Genomic DNA, 15,964 nt, shown 5'->3' on the forward strand with positions numbered 1-15,964 from the left:
AGGTTTTTTTCATGACACATAACATTGCAGTGCTGCCTGGTGATGGCATTGGTCCCGAGATTGTCGAGCAGGCTGTGCGCGTGCTGAGTGCATTAGGTTTGCCGCTCGATATTCAACAAGCCCCCGTGGGCGGCGCCGCCTATGACCAATTCGAGCATCCGCTGCCGCCGGCGACGCTGGAGCTCGCGCGCAAATCGCATGCCGTGTTGTTCGGCGCCGTAGGCGACTGGAAATACGACAGCCTGCCGCGCGAATTCCGTCCCGAGCAGGCCATCCTGGGCCTGCGCAAGGCGCTTGGCCTGTTTGCGAATCTGCGTCCGGCGATCTTGTATCCCGAGTTGGCCAGCGCCTCGTCGCTCAAGCCCGAGATCGTGTCGGGCCTGGATATCCTGATCATTCGCGAACTGACCGGTGATATTTACTTCGGCACCCCGCGCGGCGTGCGTACTGCCGAAGACGGTGTTTTCGCCGGCGAGCGCGAAGGCTTCGACACCATGCGCTATGCGGATTCCGAAGTGCGCCGTATCGCGCGCATCGGTTTCGAATCGGCTCGCAAGCGCAACAAAAAGCTGTGCAGCGTAGACAAGGCCAACGTGCTCGAGACCTCGCAGTTCTGGCGCGACATCGTCATCGAAGTCGCGCGTGACTATCCGGATGTCGAGCTTTCGCACATGTATGTCGATAACGCGGCCATGCAATTGGTACGCAACCCGCGCCAGTTCGACGTCATCGTGACGGGTAACCTGTTCGGCGACATTCTGTCTGACGAGGCAGCCATGTTGACAGGCTCGATCGGCATGCTGCCTTCGGCTGCATTGAACGAGTCGGGGCAGGGCCTGTACGAACCCAGCCATGGCTCGGCGCCGGATATCGCGGGCCAAGGCATTGCGAACCCGCTGGCGACGATTCTGTCGGCTGCCATGCTGCTGCGCTACTCGCTGAACCAGAACGCGCAAGCGGACCGTATCGAAGCTGCCGTACGCAAGGTACTGGCCGATGGCTTGCGCACCGCTGATATTTACGAAGAAGGCACCACCAAAGTGTCCACTTCGCAAATGGGCGATGCCGTGGTGAAAGCACTGGGCTGATCCTCCTCTGCTTGATTGAGCCGCCCCCGGGCATGACCTCATGTCCGGGGGCGGTGCCATTAGGCGCGGCGCAGCCTGATCCAGACTTTTCGCGCACAGAGTGCACCCGTAGCTGCCTTGGTGGCGCTTTCGCAACGCCAATGTGGGCCGTGGTTTGTCCCTAATACCACCGCAGCGCAACATAATCCCGCTTATTCTGATAAATTGTCGGAATCGTTAGCTTTTTTTCTTATTTATCAACCTCAAGAGCATTGAACATGACGCAAGCAGTAGGCCTGGTCGGCTGGCGCGGCATGGTCGGTTCCGTTCTCATGCAGCGCATGCGTGACGAAAACGACTTCGCCCTGATCGATCCCGTATTCTTTTCCACCAGCAACGCTGGCGGTGCCGCGCCCACGTGGGCCGAGGGCGCTGGTCCGTTGCAGAATGCCTACGACATTGATGCTCTGAAAAAACTGCCGATTATCGTGACTGCCCAGGGCGGTGATTACACGACCGAGGTCTACCCCAAGCTGCGCGGCGCGGGCTGGAACGGCATCTGGATCGATGCTGCCAGCACCCTGCGCATGAAGGACGACGCCATCATCGTGCTCGATCCGGTCAACCGCCCGGTGATCGACGCGGCGCTCAAGCGCGGCGTGCGCAATTTCGTCGGCGGCAACTGCACCGTCAGCTGCATGTTGATGGGCCTGGCCGGCCTGTTCAACAACGACCTGGTGGAATGGATGACCTCCATGACCTACCAGGCCGCATCGGGTGGTGGCGCGCAGCACATGCGCGAACTGCTGACGCAATTCGGCCTGCTGAACCAGGCTGTGAAGCCTCTGCTGGACGATCCGGCCTCGGCCATTCTCGAAATCGACCGCGGCGTGTTGACCGCTCAACAAGATCCCGCTTTGCCCCAAGAGCACTTTGGTGTGCCGCTGGGCGGCAACCTGATCCCCTGGATCGACAAGGACCTCGGCAACGGCATGTCGCGCGAGGAGTGGAAAGCCGAAGCCGAGACCAACAAGATCCTGGGCCGTGGCGAGGCCTTCGGTACGCCCGCTACGCCGATCGACGGCTTGTGCGTGCGGATCGGCGCCATGCGTTGCCACAGCCAGGCGCTGACCATCAAGCTCAAGCGTGATGTGCCTCTGGACGAAATCGAGGGCCTGATTGCCGAAGGCACCCAATGGGCCAAGGTCATCCCCAACACCAAAGAAGACACCGTGCGTGCGCTCACGCCGGTCGCGGTGACGGGAACCCTCGACATTCCGGTCGGCCGTTTGCGCAAGCTATCCATGGGCTCCGAATACCTGGGCGCGTTCACGGTAGGCGATCAACTGTTGTGGGGGGCGGCCGAGCCGTTGCGCCGCATGTTGCGCATCGCATTGTCCGAGGCCTGAGTGTCGTACGCAGCGCCGCTGACGGTTTGAGACAGCGGCGTTTCGCATTCAGGCTTGTCCGGTTTTGGCCGGGCTCGGTAAAGGCACCTGCGGGTGCCTTTCTGCCATTTTGTCCTTGCCGCAGCCTTGATGGCAGGTTTGTGAATCAAGGTCGATCTATTACACTTTCGCCCAGCATTGGCCGGTAACCCGATTCGTCCAGCAGGATTTCCCAACATGACATTGCGCTCACGTCGTTTTTCGCCGACCCACCGTATCAAAGCTTCGCAATGGGCCATCGCGCTTGCATTGGGCGCCTCGATGGGGGCAACGGCGCATGCCGCGACCGTGGGGCATTCGCGCGTCATCTCCGCGCCGGGGGCGCCGCTGCAAATCGTAGTGCCGCTCGACAATGTCACGGCTGAGGAGCTGGCTTCACTCAAGGTCTCGCTGGCCGACGCCGCCGCATGGCAGCGTGCGGGATTGCAGCCGCCAGTGCCCCTGAACACTGCGCGTGTGAGTGTGCAGGATGGTCCGCGAACCACGGGCAAAAACATTCGCATTGAATCTTCGCAGCCCTTGGCGACATCGGCTGTGGATCTGTTGCTCGATCTGCAGTCCAGCTCCGGCCATCGCCAGGTCCAGGTCACCATTCTGGTGCCGCAGCGTGCGGCCGCAGCGCCGGTTCAGTCGGCGCGTACTGGATCCGTCAGCGCAGACCGCGCGGCGCCCGCCTCGGCAGAGACCGTGCGTGCGGGAGATAACCTGTTTCGCATTGCCCGCCGTAATGGCGTGTCGGACGCCAGCGTATATCAGATGCTGGTAGCCATATGGCGCGCCAACCCTCAGGCGTTCATCCAGAACAATATGAATCTGGTGCGTGCGGGAGAAACGCTGACGATCCCCGATGCAGCTACGGTCCGCGCAATCGATCCGGCCGAGGCGCGTCGCATCTATGTCGAGCAGGCCGAGGCCTTTGCACGCTATCGCGGCCGTGCGGGCGCGGCGGTTGCCGGTGCGGCCGCGGTCGGCGAGGGTGCCAATGCCGGTGGTGGCCGCGTGAGCGAGGCGTCGCCCTCAGGCGGCAGCGCTGCCGCAACCTCACAAGACCGTTTGCGTCTCAGTTCCTCCGACGCCGCAGGAGCCCAGGCTGACGCCCAGGCGGATGCGCGTACCTCCGAGCAGCATGCTTTGCAGGATGCGCAGCAGCGTGTCGAGACCCTGCAAGGCAACGTCGATGCGCTGAGCCAGGCTGCGGGCAGTGGTACGGCGGGGAGTGACGCGAATCAGAATAATGCGGCAGGTGGCTCTGGCGTTGCAGGTGCTGACGGTACCGCAGGTGCCGCAGCCGGTAATGCAGGTGGCGGTGCTGCGGGTGCTGGGACAGGTACCACAGGCAGCGGCGCGGCAGGTGCAGGAGCAGGTGTCGCAGGCGCAACTGGCGATGCAAATACTGCCGGTGCAAACACTGGTGGTGCCGCGGCCGGGGGCGGTGGCACAGGTGCAACGGGTTCAACAGCCGGAGGGGCCGGTGCGGCAGGTGCCGGCACATCAGGCTCCAATGCAACGGGCGCGTCCAACGCTGCTGGAACTGAGGCCGCCGGAACCGAGGCAGCCGCTCAGGACCTCGCCGCTGCCTCGGGCGCCAATAGCGCGGGTTCCACGTCCACCACAGGCAATTGGCTGACTGACAATCTCCTGGTTGTCGTGACCTCCATCCTGGCGTTGATCGTACTGATCATCGCATGGCTGCTGCGCCGTGCCGGCGCTCGCCGTGCAGACGAAAACGAGGACGAGGACGCGTCTTATGGCGGAGAGCCGGTGCTGGATGCCAGCTTGCTCACTCGCAAGCTGGACGGCATCGACCTGGATCTGAATAAACCGCCGACCGACGAGCCTCGCGCTCGCGGGCCTCGCGTCTGACACTCATGGCGCGTATGGCATTGGGGCTGGCTTATGACGGCTCCCCCTGGCAAGGCTGGCAGACACAACCGCACCGTCAAACGGTGCAGGACACGCTAGAGGCGGCGCTGGGCCGTTTCAGCGGCATTGACGGCATCGTGCCCACGATTTGCGCCGGCCGTACGGACACTGGTGTGCACGCCGCCATGCAAGTCGTGCATCTGGATACGCCTCTGGCGCGTCGCGACGAATCGTGGGTACGCGGCGTCAACGCCTTTCTGCCGCCCAGCATTGCCGTTCAGTGGGCACAATCGGTTCCGGATGAATTCCATGCACGCTTTGCGGCACGCTCTCGCACCTACATCTATCTGCTTTGGCGCGGCCGCGTGCGGCCGCCCCTGTGGGCCGCGCGAGCAGGCTGGTGTTTTCAGCCGCTGGATGTAGACGCAATGAGACAGGCGGCATCGACGCTGCTTGGCGAACATGATTTCTCCAGCTTCCGCTCCTCGCAGTGCCAGGCTCGCCATCCAGTGCGTACTTTGCATCAACTCGACATCCAGGACCGTGGTCCTTTTCTCGTCTTCACATTGCGCGCCAATGCTTTTTTGCACCACATGGTGCGCAACCTGATGGGAGCATTGCTGCAAATCGGTCAGGGCCGCGAATCCGTCTCCTGGATGGCTGCACTGTTGGCGGCGCGAGACCGCCGTTTGGCCGCACCCACGTTTTCTCCTGATGGACTTTACCTGTCCGCGATCGAATACCCTCCTGAATTCCAGCTGAAAGAGTTGGATGGCGGATCCCATCTGCTGTCGCCTTTTACGTCTGCTTAGGGTTATCAGCAGGGGGGCAGCAATCAATTGTCACTATATGATTGCGAACGCAAAAGGCCACGTTTGCTGCGATGCGGCGACGTCCTAAAAAGGCCCCAGCATTACACAACAACGGCAGCCTCTTACACGAGCTGCCACAATGCGCGGCCGCTTCACACGAGCGGCCTGCGTTTGCAGCGTTGTCCAATCAGGAGACTCCCTTCATGCAACGTCGTTCGTTCCTCAAAAAGGCCACGTTAGGTGCCGCCGCTGGCGGTGCTGCGCTTGCCGCACCCGTTCTCGCGCAAGAATCCCCCACGCTCAACTGGCGCCTGGCGTCCAGTTTTCCCCGCAGCGCCGACGCAATCTTCAGCGGCGGTGAGAATCTGGCCAAATACGTTGCCGAAGCAACGGACGGCAAATTCAATATCCGAGCCTTTCCCGCAGGCGAAATCGTGCCTGCGCTGCAGGTGCTCGACGCCGTGCAGAACAACACCATTGAATGCGGTCATACGGCCTCGTACTACTACTATGGCAAGGACCCCGCGCTGTGTTTTGACGGCGCTGTGCCTTTCGGCCTGAACACGCGCCAAATGAACGCGTGGATGCGACATGGCAATGGCCTGAAACTGACCCGCGAACTCTTCCAAAAGTACAACATCGTGAATTTCCCTTGCGGCTACACCGGCACCCAGATGGGGGGCTGGTTCCGCAACGAAATCAAGACCGTTGACGACCTCAAGGGCCTGAAATTCCGCGCCAGCGCATTTGCCGGTGCCGTGTTGTCCCGTTTGGGCGTGGTGCCGCAGCAGATCGCGGGTGGCGATATCTATCCCTCATTGGAAAAAGGCACAATCGACGCCGCCGAATGGATCGGACCGTACGACGACGAAAAGCTCGGTTTCCACAAAGTCGCCAAGAACTACTATTTCCCAGGCTGGTGGGAAGGCACGCTGCAGGTCTCCTTGTATGTCAACCAAGAGGTCTACAACAAGCTGCCCAAACATTATCAGGCCGTCCTGGCGCAGGCTTCCGCGGCTGCCACCAACGACATGATCGCCACCTATGACGCCGAAAATCCGGCTGCACTGCGCCGCCTGGTCTCGCAGGGCGCTCAGCTCAAGGCCTTTCCCAAGCCGGTCATGGAAGCCTGCTACGCCGAGGCTGTCAAGGTCTATCAAGAGCTCTCCGCCAAGGATGCCACCTTCAAAAAGATCTACGACGACATGGTGGCGTTCCGTGACAACGAGATCCCATGGTTCCGCGTGGCCGAAGGCAGTTTCGACGGCTTTATGGGGACCATTGGCCGAGGCAAGTAAATAGGCCCTCAAGGGCAGGGCGGCGGGCAAACGAGCGTAACGTTATAAAATCTAAGGTTTCCGCTCGTTTTCGTGTCCGCCAAAAGCTGGGGCGACAGGAGTGGCGCATTGCCGAAGTCTGTCGCCCGGCCACCCCGGGCGGGGCCCTGCATGCTCGTGCGCTATGCCGTATTTGGCTAGTTGCGACCTTCTATCTAGCTCATTATTCCCATCATGAAAGCATTACTCGCTTTATCGCGCGCCATCGACGCGCTGAATGTGCGGGTTGGAAAAGCCGTGACATGGGTCACCCTGTTGGTGGTGCTGGTCAGCGCCGGCAATGCGGTGGTCCGCAAGGTATTCGGAACCAGTTCGAATGCCTGGCTGGAACTGCAGTGGTACATGTTTGGTGCCATGTTCCTGCTGACCGCCGGCTACACCCTGCTCAAAAACGAACACGTCCGGGTGGACATCCTGTCCTCCCAGCTCTCCAAGCGTACGCAAATTTACATCGAGATTTTCGGGGTGCTGTTTTTCTTGCTCCCCATGGCCATCTTGATCATGTACCTGTCTTGGCCGATGTTCATGGATTCGTACATCTCCAACGAACAGTCCTCAAACTCCGGTGGCTTGGTCCGCTGGCCGGTCAAACTGTTGATTCCGGTCGGCTTTGCGCTGCTCGTGCTCGCGGGGATTTCGCGCTTGATCAAATGCGTGGGCTACCTGTGCGGCCAGGCGCCGGATCCGCTGGCACGCGCCGAGGGCAAATCCGCCGAAGAGCAATTGGCCGATGAGATCGCCCGCGAAGCGCAAGATCGCGAAGCGGCGGCCCTGCAACAACAAAACAAGGGCCAATGATCATGGAGTTTTTCATCGCAAATATGGCGCCGATCATGTTCGGCACCTTGGTGGTGTTTTTGTTGCTGGGCTTTCCCGTGGCATTTGCACTGGCTGCGAACGGCATTCTGTACGGTTTGATCGGTATGGAATTGAACCTGTTCAGCGCCTCGCTGTTTCAGGCCTTGCCTCAGCGGGTGTTCGGCATCGTGTCCAACGATACCTTGCTGGCGGTGCCGTTCTTTACGCTGATGGGGCTGGTGCTCGAGCGATCGGGGATGGCAGAGGACTTGCTTGAGACCATCGGTCAGGTGTTCGGGCCGCTGCGTGGCGGCTTGGCGATTGCCGTGGTGCTGGTGGGCGCGATGCTGGCCGCGACTACCGGCGTAGTGTCGGCCTCGGTCATCTCGATGGGCCTGATCTCGCTGCCCATTATGCTGCGTTATGGCTATGACAGACGTCTGGCATCCGGGGTGATCGCCGCATCCGGCACGCTCTCGCAGATCATTCCGCCCTCGCTGGTGCTGATCATTCTGGCTGACCAATTGGGCCGTTCGATCGGTGACATGTACCGTGCTGCGATGGTGCCTGGGTTTCTGCTGGCGGGCTCCTATATCGCCTACATCGTACTGATGTCGTTCATCAAGCCATCGTCGGCCCCCGCGTTGCCCGAAGAAGCGCGCACCTTTCGTGAGCCGAATGGCTCCCGCGGCGGCCGTTCGCTATTGGTGCTGATGTTGATTTCGGCTGCCTCGGCGTATTTGCTGACGCAATGGCTGGAAAAAGACACCGCGCCGGTTGACGAGAAGGTCGTCCTGAGCTTGCTGCTGTGGGGTCTGACCGCCTTTGTCATCGCCATCGTCAACAAGGTGTTCCGTCTGAAAATGCTTTCTGCATTGGCTGAGCGCGTCACCTTCGTGATGATCCCGCCGTTGTTCCTGATTTTCCTCGTGCTCGGGACCATCTTCATCGGTATCGCGACGCCCACCGAGGGCGGGGCCATGGGCGCCGTCGGGGCCATCGTCATGGCGTTGATCCGCGGACGGTTGACCTTGGATCTGCTGCGCCAAGCTATGGATACGACCACCAAGCTGTCCTGCTTCGTGGTGTTCATCCTGGTGGGCTCGACGGTATTCGGCTTGACCTTCCGGGGCGTCAGCGGCGACTTGTGGGTCGAACATCTGCTGATTGGCTTGCCTGGCGGAGAATGGGGCTTCCTGATCGTGGTCAGCGTGCTCACGTTCGTGTTGGCGTTCTTCCTGGACTTCTTCGAGCTGGCATTCATCATCGTGCCGCTCTTGGGGCCGGTTGCCGACAAGCTGGGCATCGACCTGATCTGGTTCGGGATCATCCTGGCAGTGAACATGCAGACCTCGTTCATGCATCCGCCGTTCGGGTTCGCGCTGTTCTACCTGCGTTCGGTGGCGCCCAAGGACGCCTATCGCGACAAAGTCACCGGTCAGCGTATCGAGCCGGTCACCACGGGTCAGATCTATTGGGGGTCGGTGCCTTTCATTATCATCCAATTGGTGATGGTGGCTGCTGTTATGATTTTCCCTGGTATGGTGATGCACTATAAGGCGGGCCAGTCCACGGTCGATCCCAGCAGCGTCAAGATCGAAATCGACACGACCTATGGCACCAGCATTTACGGTGACGAGGGTGGCGATCCTGGCGCCGCGTTCAAGTAATCTTTACAACCTGGTTTTCAAATAGCGTTATGCGTACTCGCGTCAAAATCTGCGGCTTGACCCGCGAAGCAGATATCGCCTCGGCTGTGCAGGCCGGGGCGGACGCGATCGGATTCGTGTTCTATCCGCGCAGCAAGCGTTACGTCACCCCGGCTCAGGCTGCAGCCTTGCGCCGCACGGTGCCCGCCTTTGTCGATGTAGTGGCCTTGTTTGTGGATCCAGATCCCGCCGATGTTCGCGCGGTGCTGGAACAGGTCGGTCCCGACCTGCTGCAATTCCACGGTGACGAATCCGTCGAGGATTGCACGCGTTACGGCGCGCGTTTCTTGCGGGCTTTCCGTGTCGGTGCCCCTGGGCTCGAGACGCCCGACGGTTTAGCCGAGACGTGCCGAGCCTACGGCGGGGCGGCGGGATGGCTATTCGACAGCTACAGTGCCGCCTACGGTGGTAGTGGCCTGGCTTTTGACCATGCCTTGCTATCGACCGTCCGGGCAGATACGGCTTCGCGGCCCATTGTCCTGTCAGGGGGGCTCAACGCCGATAATGCCGCGGCGGCCATCCAGGCTTTGCGCCCCTGGGCAATCGACCTGAGTAGTGGCGTGGAAACCGCTCCTGGTCTGAAGTCCGCAGACAAGATCCACGCCCTGATGCGTGTCGTACGGCAGGCGGATGAGCAACGCCAATAATTCATCATGGCGTAATTGAGAATCGTGCATTTTTCACATGTCCGTGCTGTAATCTAACCAAACAGATCTGCGGGAGTCCGATTTTGTCTATCCTCTGACCTGTTGCGGCCGTTCCTGGCCTGGCAGAGGTATTTTTGACGCATGGCGACCCTCCTTTCCGGCACATCTCGTTATTTGGCTGCCGAACATCAACAGCATCTAAGACAAGCCACCAGGGTAGCCATACTCATGGCCCCGCGCCTGGGGGATACCTTGCTCATGATGACCATGGCGCAAAATCTGGCCATCAATGGGCGCAACGTCACGGTCTTTGGCGACTATGTGTATCAACTGCGCGCCTGGTTTCCTGATATCGATGTTCGTCCGTCGTTGCCCGAGTCCGAGGCAGCGCAAGCCTTGTCCGAGTACGATTGCGTGGCGCAGATGCATGTGGGGTGGCCCTATGCTCTGCACAACTACGCGCGGCGATATTTTTACTATGACGCGCATGTCGTCATCACTGGCAGAGGCTTCGTCAAGCTGAATCAAATCCGGGATTACTGCATAGATCAGCTTGGTCTAAAAAATAGCGAGGTAGGCAACGGTCTGGTTCCTCTGAACGGTCTGCGTCATCGACAATACGCCAGAAGGGTTGCGGTACATCCTTCATCCTCCAGTGAGCAACGATGCTGGGCGGCGTCGCACTTTGTCGAACTCGGTTTGCGCCTGAAGCGTGCAGGCTATGACCCGGTCTATATCCTCGCCGGGCACGAGAGAGGGCAGTGGCGCTGCCTCGAAGAAAACGGCTTGGCTGTTTTTCAATCGGAATCACTCTCCGATGTGGCAAAGTTCATCCACGAATGCGGCTGGTTCATCGGTAATGAGTCCGGAATAGGGCATCTCGCTTCCAATCTGGGAATCCCGACTTTGACCGTGACGGGCAGGCCGACTCGTACGCGTGCCTGGCGTCCTGGCTGGGCGCCTTCGCACATTGTGTATCCCGCATATATCCCCGGGGGGCGATGGCGCGATCTACTCTGGCGTCGTTGGCTACGGCCCGGGCAAGTGTTGACGGCTTTTCGACGTTTGATGATTCAGTACGAGAGGCAGGCCAGCGGGCAGCGTTGATGCGTGCATCCGTGGCATGTATGGGCTCACCCCAAGAGCGCTTTTTTCCTTGGGGATGCCCCCGACAGCAAGGAAATTTTGCTCCAACTTGCACAGCTAAAAAAACTCGTGCATAATCTCATTTCTTCGCAGTTTGCGCAGGCGGTTAGCTCAGATGGTTAGAGCGCTACGTTGACATCGTAGAGGTCGTTGGTTCGATTCCAATACCGCCTACCAGGATTCCTGGTAGTTCATCACTACCCCAAAAAGGCCGCCACATCACAACTTGGCGGCCTTTTTGTTTTCAGCGTCTTGATGCCGTTCTTTGATTCGCTGGCGGTTCAAGCGCAGGGCTTCTGCCGTGGGCTCCCAGTTTTCCCAGAAGCCGTCCGGGATGGTCGGATAATCTTCGCGTCGTATGCCAGTAAAGGTGGGTTTGTAGCCGCGGCGGCGCATCTCTTCGATCAAGTCAGCATGCCGGCGGGCGAGATAATCCAGTCGTGTATAAAAGAAAAGCAGGTGGCCTTTCCCAAGCGTGTAAGCACGGGGTTGGGATGTTATGCCGCGCGCGGCTGCCTTTTGCGCCAGCGCAAAAACGCGGGGCAATTCTCGGTATTCCGCGACCAGATGCGGGCCGCTGAGTTCTTGTACGGGAATGCAGTTGATGCGAGTCATATTTTTATTCAGACGGAAATAACCCTGGCGCTCAAGTGTCATTCCTTAATGATGATTAAACGGGTTCGTATGGCCTGAATAAAAAAAGCCGCCATGGTCGACCACGGCGGCTTTTTTCGGCCGGATTTGCAGCCCTGTTACTTGGTCGGTGTTTCGCGATTACGATTTTCCGTATAGCCGCGTGAGCAGGGCGCCCGCATGACCATAGCGTGTCAGGCTCATTTCCTGCATATATTCACGCAATTGATGCTCTGCAGAGACAGGAGCGGCTGGGGCGGCCGGGGCGGCGGGGGTGGGCTTGACAAGTAGACGCTCCGCTGCCTGCAGGGTTCGTTGCGCTCGCGCTTCCGCGGGGGTGGGGAGGTCATCTATCCAGCCAGGATTGGCGCTTCCGATACTCATGGGCGGCTCTCCTTTACGACTCAATCAGGTTGTTTGCTGCTTACGACCCTTATTATACGCAGACTATTTCAATCTGTAAGATTAGAAATGGGAATTTCTATCATTTTGATATATCAAGCGACTGCGCGCAGATGCTTGCGTGTCGATGGGGTGGCCGCCGAGCGGCGTATCAAAAATGCCGGAATGCTGTCCAGTTCGTGACGGCCCGCATGGCCGTCACTGAGACTGTCGCATAACAACTGTGAGCGTATGCCGACGCGTTGCGAGGCCGTGCGAATGTGTTTGGCCAAATCCAATGCTTGCCGTTCGGCCAGGTCTCGGGATACTGCAGTATTTGGGCAATATTCGGATCTGGAAGAGGCCGACACGCCGGATTGGCGTTCTCGAATATCTACATATCCACGAAACAGGCCTGTATCGATTTCGAATACGCGTGGGCGCAGGGTTTGAATGCGGTCGGTGCGATTAATCGGTTTCATGTGACTTGCCATGTGAAATATCGACGTGACGAGTCTAGTAAAGGAAAAATATTACGTAAGCATCGAGTTGAAATGAGATGATGCTCTCACGGCCGAGATCTCACAGAACGTGTCTGAATCGTAAAGATTCGTTGACACTTCACTATCCTTTAGATTTGGAGCGTTTTGATGAGTTGCCGCGAAGGCGGGTTTTGTTGTTTTCCAGTCCATTGATCATGGTCTGTATCGACATTTCCAGGTCTTGCAAAATCGACTCTACGGCTTGGAATGCGTGATGAATGGCGGCGGGCATCGCGACGTGAATCGCAGGATCATTCGTGTTTCGCAATAGCAGAGTCAGTTGATCGAATTGCTGCAAGGTCTGTTTGTCGGCGCCGAGGAAACTGGCTGTGCCCTTGGCCTTGTGGGTGTGGGCCAGGGCCGCGTCGCGATCGCCGGTATCGACGGCATAGCGTAGCGAAGTCAAGTCGGCCTGCGAGTGAGCCAGTGCTTGCGACAAAAGCGACAGCCGGGTGGCATCATCGGGATACAGCGACAGGATAGTCTCTATATGCAGCATAAGTCGGCGCTGAAATAGGGTCAGGGACCGGCAGGCTGATCGAATTTCTCTTTCAGGTACAAGGCCAAGGCCAGGTCGTCTGCGACGCCCAGCTTGGCCATGGCGCGGCGTTTGTGTGTGCTGACGGTTTTTTTGCTGCGTAGCAGGCGAGTGGAGACTTGTGTGACCGACAGGCCTTGAGAGATCAGGCGCAGGACCTCGATCTCGGCGAGCGTCAGCCGTGTATCGGGGTGGCGAGGCGGCGTCATGTTCAGCGCGCCGTTTTTGTAGGTGATGAAGCCATCGAGATTGGTATTGCACGAGGCGCGGATGACCTCGACCAGTGTAGGCAACGACGCGGATTTAGGCAGATATCCCGTCGCACCAGCCCGGAATGCAGCGTATTCGGTTTCGTCGGCAGCACCTGCAGAAAAGGTGATGATCGCCATCTTTGGGTGGTGGCGGCGCAGTCGCCGGATGAAATCCACGCCGTCCACGGTTTGCTTGGGGAGATAAAAATCGACCAATGCGACGTCGCAAGGATGCTCATGCAAATTGCGCAGCAGGCACTCGGACGAGGTGTCGGTATGGACGATATCAAAATCGGGTTGGGCCCGCAGATAGGCGGCGACGCCCAGCGTGATGACCGGATGGTCGTCCAGAATGGCGATACGGACTCGATGGTTGCTACCTGATAGCAGCAGGTAACGCCGCTCTACGTAGGGCGAGGTCGCGGCGGGCTCGGGGGAGGTCGAAGTCGTAATGGCTGACATAGTCCTGGTGTGTGGCCAGTGGTGGCAAAACGTTCCATTGCCGACCTTATCCAAAACGACGCCAGCTTTGAGATGAAGCAGCTGAATTGGTCAAGAAATAAGACTTATCTGAAATTGAGTATTGTTGGATGTCGAGTGATACAATAGTGGTATCTCGGCACGCGCCCGATTGTTGTTACCTGTTTTGCGTGCCCGCCTCAGGTGGCCAGCACATGATGATTCGCCCGACACGAACTACGACCGGAAACTTCCGCCCCATGCCGCGTTAGTTTTATCAGCGTCGGGTTCTCGTCAGGTAGACGGCAGACCCCAACAAGCAACCAGACAAAACGCGGCCGATAGCCGCGTTTGTTGTTTCTTCCCCCAGGAAATTTTCGATGGTACAGATCACATTGCCCGATGGTTCGCAGCGTCAGTTCCCGGCACCGGTCACGGTGGCCGAGGTTGCGCAGTCCATCGGCACCGGGCTGGCCAAGGCCGCGCTGGGCGGCCGTGTCACCCTGCCAGACAGCGAGGTCAAGCTGGTCGATACGAGCTTTCGCATCGATCAGGATGCGCAACTGGCCATCGTCACGGCCAAGGACCCCGACGGCCTGGATTTGATTCGTCACTCGACAGCGCACTTGCTGGCGTATGCGGTCAAGTCCTTGTTTCCCGATGCGCAGGTCACGATTGGTCCGGTCATCGAAAACGGCTTTTATTACGACTTTTCCTACAAGCGTCCCTTTACGCCGGAGGATCTGGCGGCTATCGAGAAAAAGATGGCCGAGCTCGCCCGCAAGGACGAGGTCGTGACGCGCGAGGAATGGACGCGCGACGATGCGGTGGCTTTTTTCAAGAGCATCGGCGAGGCGTACAAGGCCGAGATCATCGCCTCGATCCCGTCCAACGAGACGCTCAGCCTCTATCGTGAGGGCGAATTCATCGATCTGTGCCGCGGGCCCCACGTGCCGTCCACGGGCAAGCTGAAAGTCTTCAAGCTCATGAAGGTCGCTGGTGCGTATTGGCGCGGTGATAGCAACAACGAGATGCTTCAGCGTATCTACGGCACCGCCTGGGCGACGAAAGACGAGCAAGACGCCTACCTGCATATGCTCGAAGAAGCCGAGCGCCGCGACCATCGCAAGATCGGCCGCGAGTTGGATCTGTTCCATTTCCAGGACGAGGCGCCGGGCCTGATTTTCTGGCACCCCAAGGGCTGGGCCCTGTGGCAGCAAGTCGAGCAATACATGCGCAAGGTCTATCAGGATAACGGCTACCAAGAGGTCAAGGCGCCGCAGATCCTGGACATTTCGCTCTGGAAAAAGACCGGCCACTGGGACAACTATCGTGAAAACATGTTCACGACCGAGTCCGAAAACCGCGTGTATGGCCTCAAGCCTATGAACTGTCCGGGCCACGTGCAGATCTTCAACGCCGGCCTGCATTCCTATCGTGAGCTGCCTTTGCGCTATGGTGAATTCGGCCAATGCCACCGCAATGAGCCTTCCGGTTCGTTGCACGGCATGATGCGCGTGCGCGGCTTTACGCAGGATGACGGCCATATTTTCTGTACCGAAGACCAATTGCAGGATGAGTGCGCTGATTTCACGGCACTCCTCCAAAAGGTGTACCGCGATTTCGGTTTCACCGAGGTGCTGTACAAGGTCGCGACGCGCCCCGAAAAGCGCATCGGCTCTGACGAGGTCTGGGATACGGCAGAAGCCGCCCTCATGGAAAGCCTGCGGCGCACGGGTTGCGAGTTCGAAGTTTCGCCCGGAGAGGGTGCGTTTTACGGCCCTAAGATCGAATACACGCTGAAAGACGCGATCGGCCGTCATTGGCAGTGCGGCACGATTCAGGTCGACTTTTCTATGCCCGTCCGCTTGGGTGCTGAATACGTCGACCAGCAGGACCAGCGCCGTCCGCCGGTGATGCTGCACCGGGCGATCCTCGGTTCGCTCGAGCGTTTTATCGGCATGCTGATCGAAAACCACGCCGGTGCGATGCCGCCTTGGCTCGCGCCGGTGCAGGCCGTCGTGTGTTGTATTTCCGAGCCTTCGGCCGAATATGCCGCCGAAATTACGCAAAACCTTAAAAAACAAGGCTTTAGGGTGCAGTCCGATTTGCGTGGGGAAAAAATCACCCGTAAAATCCGCGAGCACAGCCTGCAAAAGGTGCCATACATCCTTGTCGTGGGCGACAAGGAAAAGCAGAATGGCACTGTTGCGGTGCGTGGTTTGGGCGGGCTGGACCTCGGCGTCATCACGCTGGAAGCCTTCTCCGACCGCTTGACCCTAGACGTCGCCGCTCGCCGGGACGTCGTCAATACCGATAGCAGTGCTGCTTAA

At 59.1% G+C, this 15,964-nt stretch carries 15 protein-coding genes and 1 tRNA gene; 11 read left to right on the top strand and 5 right to left on the bottom strand.

Going from position 1 to position 15,964, the window contains the following annotated elements; translation table 11 throughout:
* Positions 1-11: 11 nt before the first annotated feature.
* The 10 genes from leuB to ACYVI2_RS27330 all read left to right on the top strand — a co-directional run bounded on the left by leuB (position 12) and on the right by ACYVI2_RS27330 (position 11,004).
* Positions 12-1,088: a 3-isopropylmalate dehydrogenase gene (leuB, locus tag ACYVI2_RS27285; RefSeq protein WP_415819618.1), complete on the top strand. Its 1,077-nt coding sequence runs from the start codon at positions 12-14 to the stop codon at positions 1,086-1,088.
* Positions 1,089-1,345: 257 nt separating this feature from the next.
* Positions 1,346-2,476, top strand: a complete 1,131-nt coding sequence (gene asd / locus ACYVI2_RS27290) for an aspartate-semialdehyde dehydrogenase (RefSeq protein ID WP_415819619.1) — start codon at positions 1,346-1,348, stop codon at positions 2,474-2,476.
* 216 nt (positions 2,477-2,692) lie between these two features.
* Entirely contained in the window at positions 2,693-4,378 is a 1,686-nt protein-coding gene (locus ACYVI2_RS27295; protein ID WP_415819620.1) for a type IV pilus assembly protein FimV, read from the top strand.
* 5 nt (positions 4,379-4,383) lie between these two features.
* Positions 4,384-5,190 carry a tRNA pseudouridine(38-40) synthase TruA gene (gene truA / locus ACYVI2_RS27300; RefSeq protein ID WP_415819621.1) on the top strand — a complete coding sequence of 269 codons (807 nt, stop codon included), beginning with the start codon at positions 4,384-4,386 and terminating at the stop codon, positions 5,188-5,190.
* Positions 5,191-5,393: 203 nt separating this feature from the next.
* A complete protein-coding gene (locus ACYVI2_RS27305) occupies positions 5,394-6,488 on the top strand; it encodes a TRAP transporter substrate-binding protein (RefSeq protein ID WP_415819622.1) in 1,095 nt (364 codons plus the stop codon).
* 213 nt (positions 6,489-6,701) lie between these two features.
* Positions 6,702-7,325: a TRAP transporter small permease subunit gene (locus ACYVI2_RS27310; protein ID WP_415819623.1), complete on the top strand. Its 624-nt coding sequence runs from the start codon at positions 6,702-6,704 to the stop codon at positions 7,323-7,325.
* A gap of 2 nt (positions 7,326-7,327) precedes the next feature.
* Positions 7,328-8,995, top strand: coding sequence for a TRAP transporter large permease (locus tag ACYVI2_RS27315; protein ID WP_415819624.1), 1,668 nt, complete (start codon positions 7,328-7,330; stop codon positions 8,993-8,995).
* Positions 8,996-9,024: 29 nt separating this feature from the next.
* Positions 9,025-9,681 carry a phosphoribosylanthranilate isomerase gene (locus ACYVI2_RS27320; RefSeq protein ID WP_415819625.1) on the top strand — a complete coding sequence of 219 codons (657 nt, stop codon included), beginning with the start codon at positions 9,025-9,027 and terminating at the stop codon, positions 9,679-9,681.
* Between the two features lie 141 nt (positions 9,682-9,822).
* Complete coding sequence (locus tag ACYVI2_RS27325) at positions 9,823-10,788, top strand: glycosyltransferase family 9 protein (RefSeq protein WP_415819626.1); 966 nt, start codon at positions 9,823-9,825, stop codon at positions 10,786-10,788.
* Between the two features lie 139 nt (positions 10,789-10,927).
* Positions 10,928-11,004: transfer RNA gene (locus tag ACYVI2_RS27330), tRNA-Val, on the top strand.
* Positions 11,005-11,046: 42 nt separating this feature from the next.
* Here ACYVI2_RS27330 and ACYVI2_RS27335 read toward each other — a convergent pair.
* From ACYVI2_RS27335 to ACYVI2_RS27355, 5 genes are all read right to left on the bottom strand, one after another.
* Positions 11,047-11,442, bottom strand: a complete 396-nt coding sequence (locus tag ACYVI2_RS27335; protein ID WP_415819627.1) for a pyrimidine dimer DNA glycosylase/endonuclease V — start codon at positions 11,440-11,442, stop codon at positions 11,047-11,049.
* A 159-nt stretch (positions 11,443-11,601) separates the two neighbouring features.
* Complete coding sequence (locus ACYVI2_RS27340) at positions 11,602-11,844, bottom strand: hypothetical protein (protein WP_460490381.1); 243 nt, start codon at positions 11,842-11,844, stop codon at positions 11,602-11,604.
* Positions 11,845-11,957: 113 nt separating this feature from the next.
* A complete protein-coding gene (locus tag ACYVI2_RS27345; protein ID WP_415819628.1) occupies positions 11,958-12,323 on the bottom strand; it encodes a hypothetical protein in 366 nt (121 codons plus the stop codon).
* 142 nt (positions 12,324-12,465) lie between these two features.
* Entirely contained in the window at positions 12,466-12,882 is a 417-nt protein-coding gene (locus ACYVI2_RS27350; RefSeq protein ID WP_415819629.1) for a hypothetical protein, read from the bottom strand.
* Between the two features lie 20 nt (positions 12,883-12,902).
* Positions 12,903-13,634: a response regulator transcription factor gene (locus ACYVI2_RS27355; protein ID WP_415819630.1), complete on the bottom strand. Its 732-nt coding sequence runs from the start codon at positions 13,632-13,634 to the stop codon at positions 12,903-12,905.
* A 377-nt stretch (positions 13,635-14,011) separates the two neighbouring features.
* Here ACYVI2_RS27355 and thrS point away from each other — a divergent pair, with 377 nt between their 5' ends.
* Entirely contained in the window at positions 14,012-15,964 is a 1,953-nt protein-coding gene (gene thrS / locus ACYVI2_RS27360) for a threonine--tRNA ligase (protein WP_415819631.1), read from the top strand.

This window comes from Bordetella tumbae, from assembly GCF_054780995.1.

Coding starts and splice junctions, on each gene's coding strand:
- leuB (WP_415819618.1), top strand. CDS start 12: ATGACACATAACATTGCAGTGCTGCCTGGTGATGGCATTGGTCCCGAG.
- asd (WP_415819619.1), top strand. CDS start 1,346: ATGACGCAAGCAGTAGGCCTGGTCGGCTGGCGCGGCATGGTCGGTTCC.
- ACYVI2_RS27295 (WP_415819620.1), top strand. CDS start 2,693: ATGACATTGCGCTCACGTCGTTTTTCGCCGACCCACCGTATCAAAGCT.
- truA (WP_415819621.1), top strand. CDS start 4,384: ATGGCGCGTATGGCATTGGGGCTGGCTTATGACGGCTCCCCCTGGCAA.
- ACYVI2_RS27305 (WP_415819622.1), top strand. CDS start 5,394: ATGCAACGTCGTTCGTTCCTCAAAAAGGCCACGTTAGGTGCCGCCGCT.
- ACYVI2_RS27310 (WP_415819623.1), top strand. CDS start 6,702: ATGAAAGCATTACTCGCTTTATCGCGCGCCATCGACGCGCTGAATGTG.
- ACYVI2_RS27315 (WP_415819624.1), top strand. CDS start 7,328: ATGGAGTTTTTCATCGCAAATATGGCGCCGATCATGTTCGGCACCTTG.
- ACYVI2_RS27320 (WP_415819625.1), top strand. CDS start 9,025: ATGCGTACTCGCGTCAAAATCTGCGGCTTGACCCGCGAAGCAGATATC.
- ACYVI2_RS27325 (WP_415819626.1), top strand. CDS start 9,823: ATGGCGACCCTCCTTTCCGGCACATCTCGTTATTTGGCTGCCGAACAT.
- ACYVI2_RS27335 (WP_415819627.1), bottom strand. CDS start 11,442: ATGACTCGCATCAACTGCATTCCCGTACAAGAACTCAGCGGCCCGCAT.
- ACYVI2_RS27340 (WP_460490381.1), bottom strand. CDS start 11,844: ATGAGTATCGGAAGCGCCAATCCTGGCTGGATAGATGACCTCCCCACC.
- ACYVI2_RS27345 (WP_415819628.1), bottom strand. CDS start 12,323: ATGAAACCGATTAATCGCACCGACCGCATTCAAACCCTGCGCCCACGC.
- ACYVI2_RS27350 (WP_415819629.1), bottom strand. CDS start 12,882: ATGCTGCATATAGAGACTATCCTGTCGCTGTATCCCGATGATGCCACC.
- ACYVI2_RS27355 (WP_415819630.1), bottom strand. CDS start 13,634: ATGTCAGCCATTACGACTTCGACCTCCCCCGAGCCCGCCGCGACCTCG.
- thrS (WP_415819631.1), top strand. CDS start 14,012: ATGGTACAGATCACATTGCCCGATGGTTCGCAGCGTCAGTTCCCGGCA.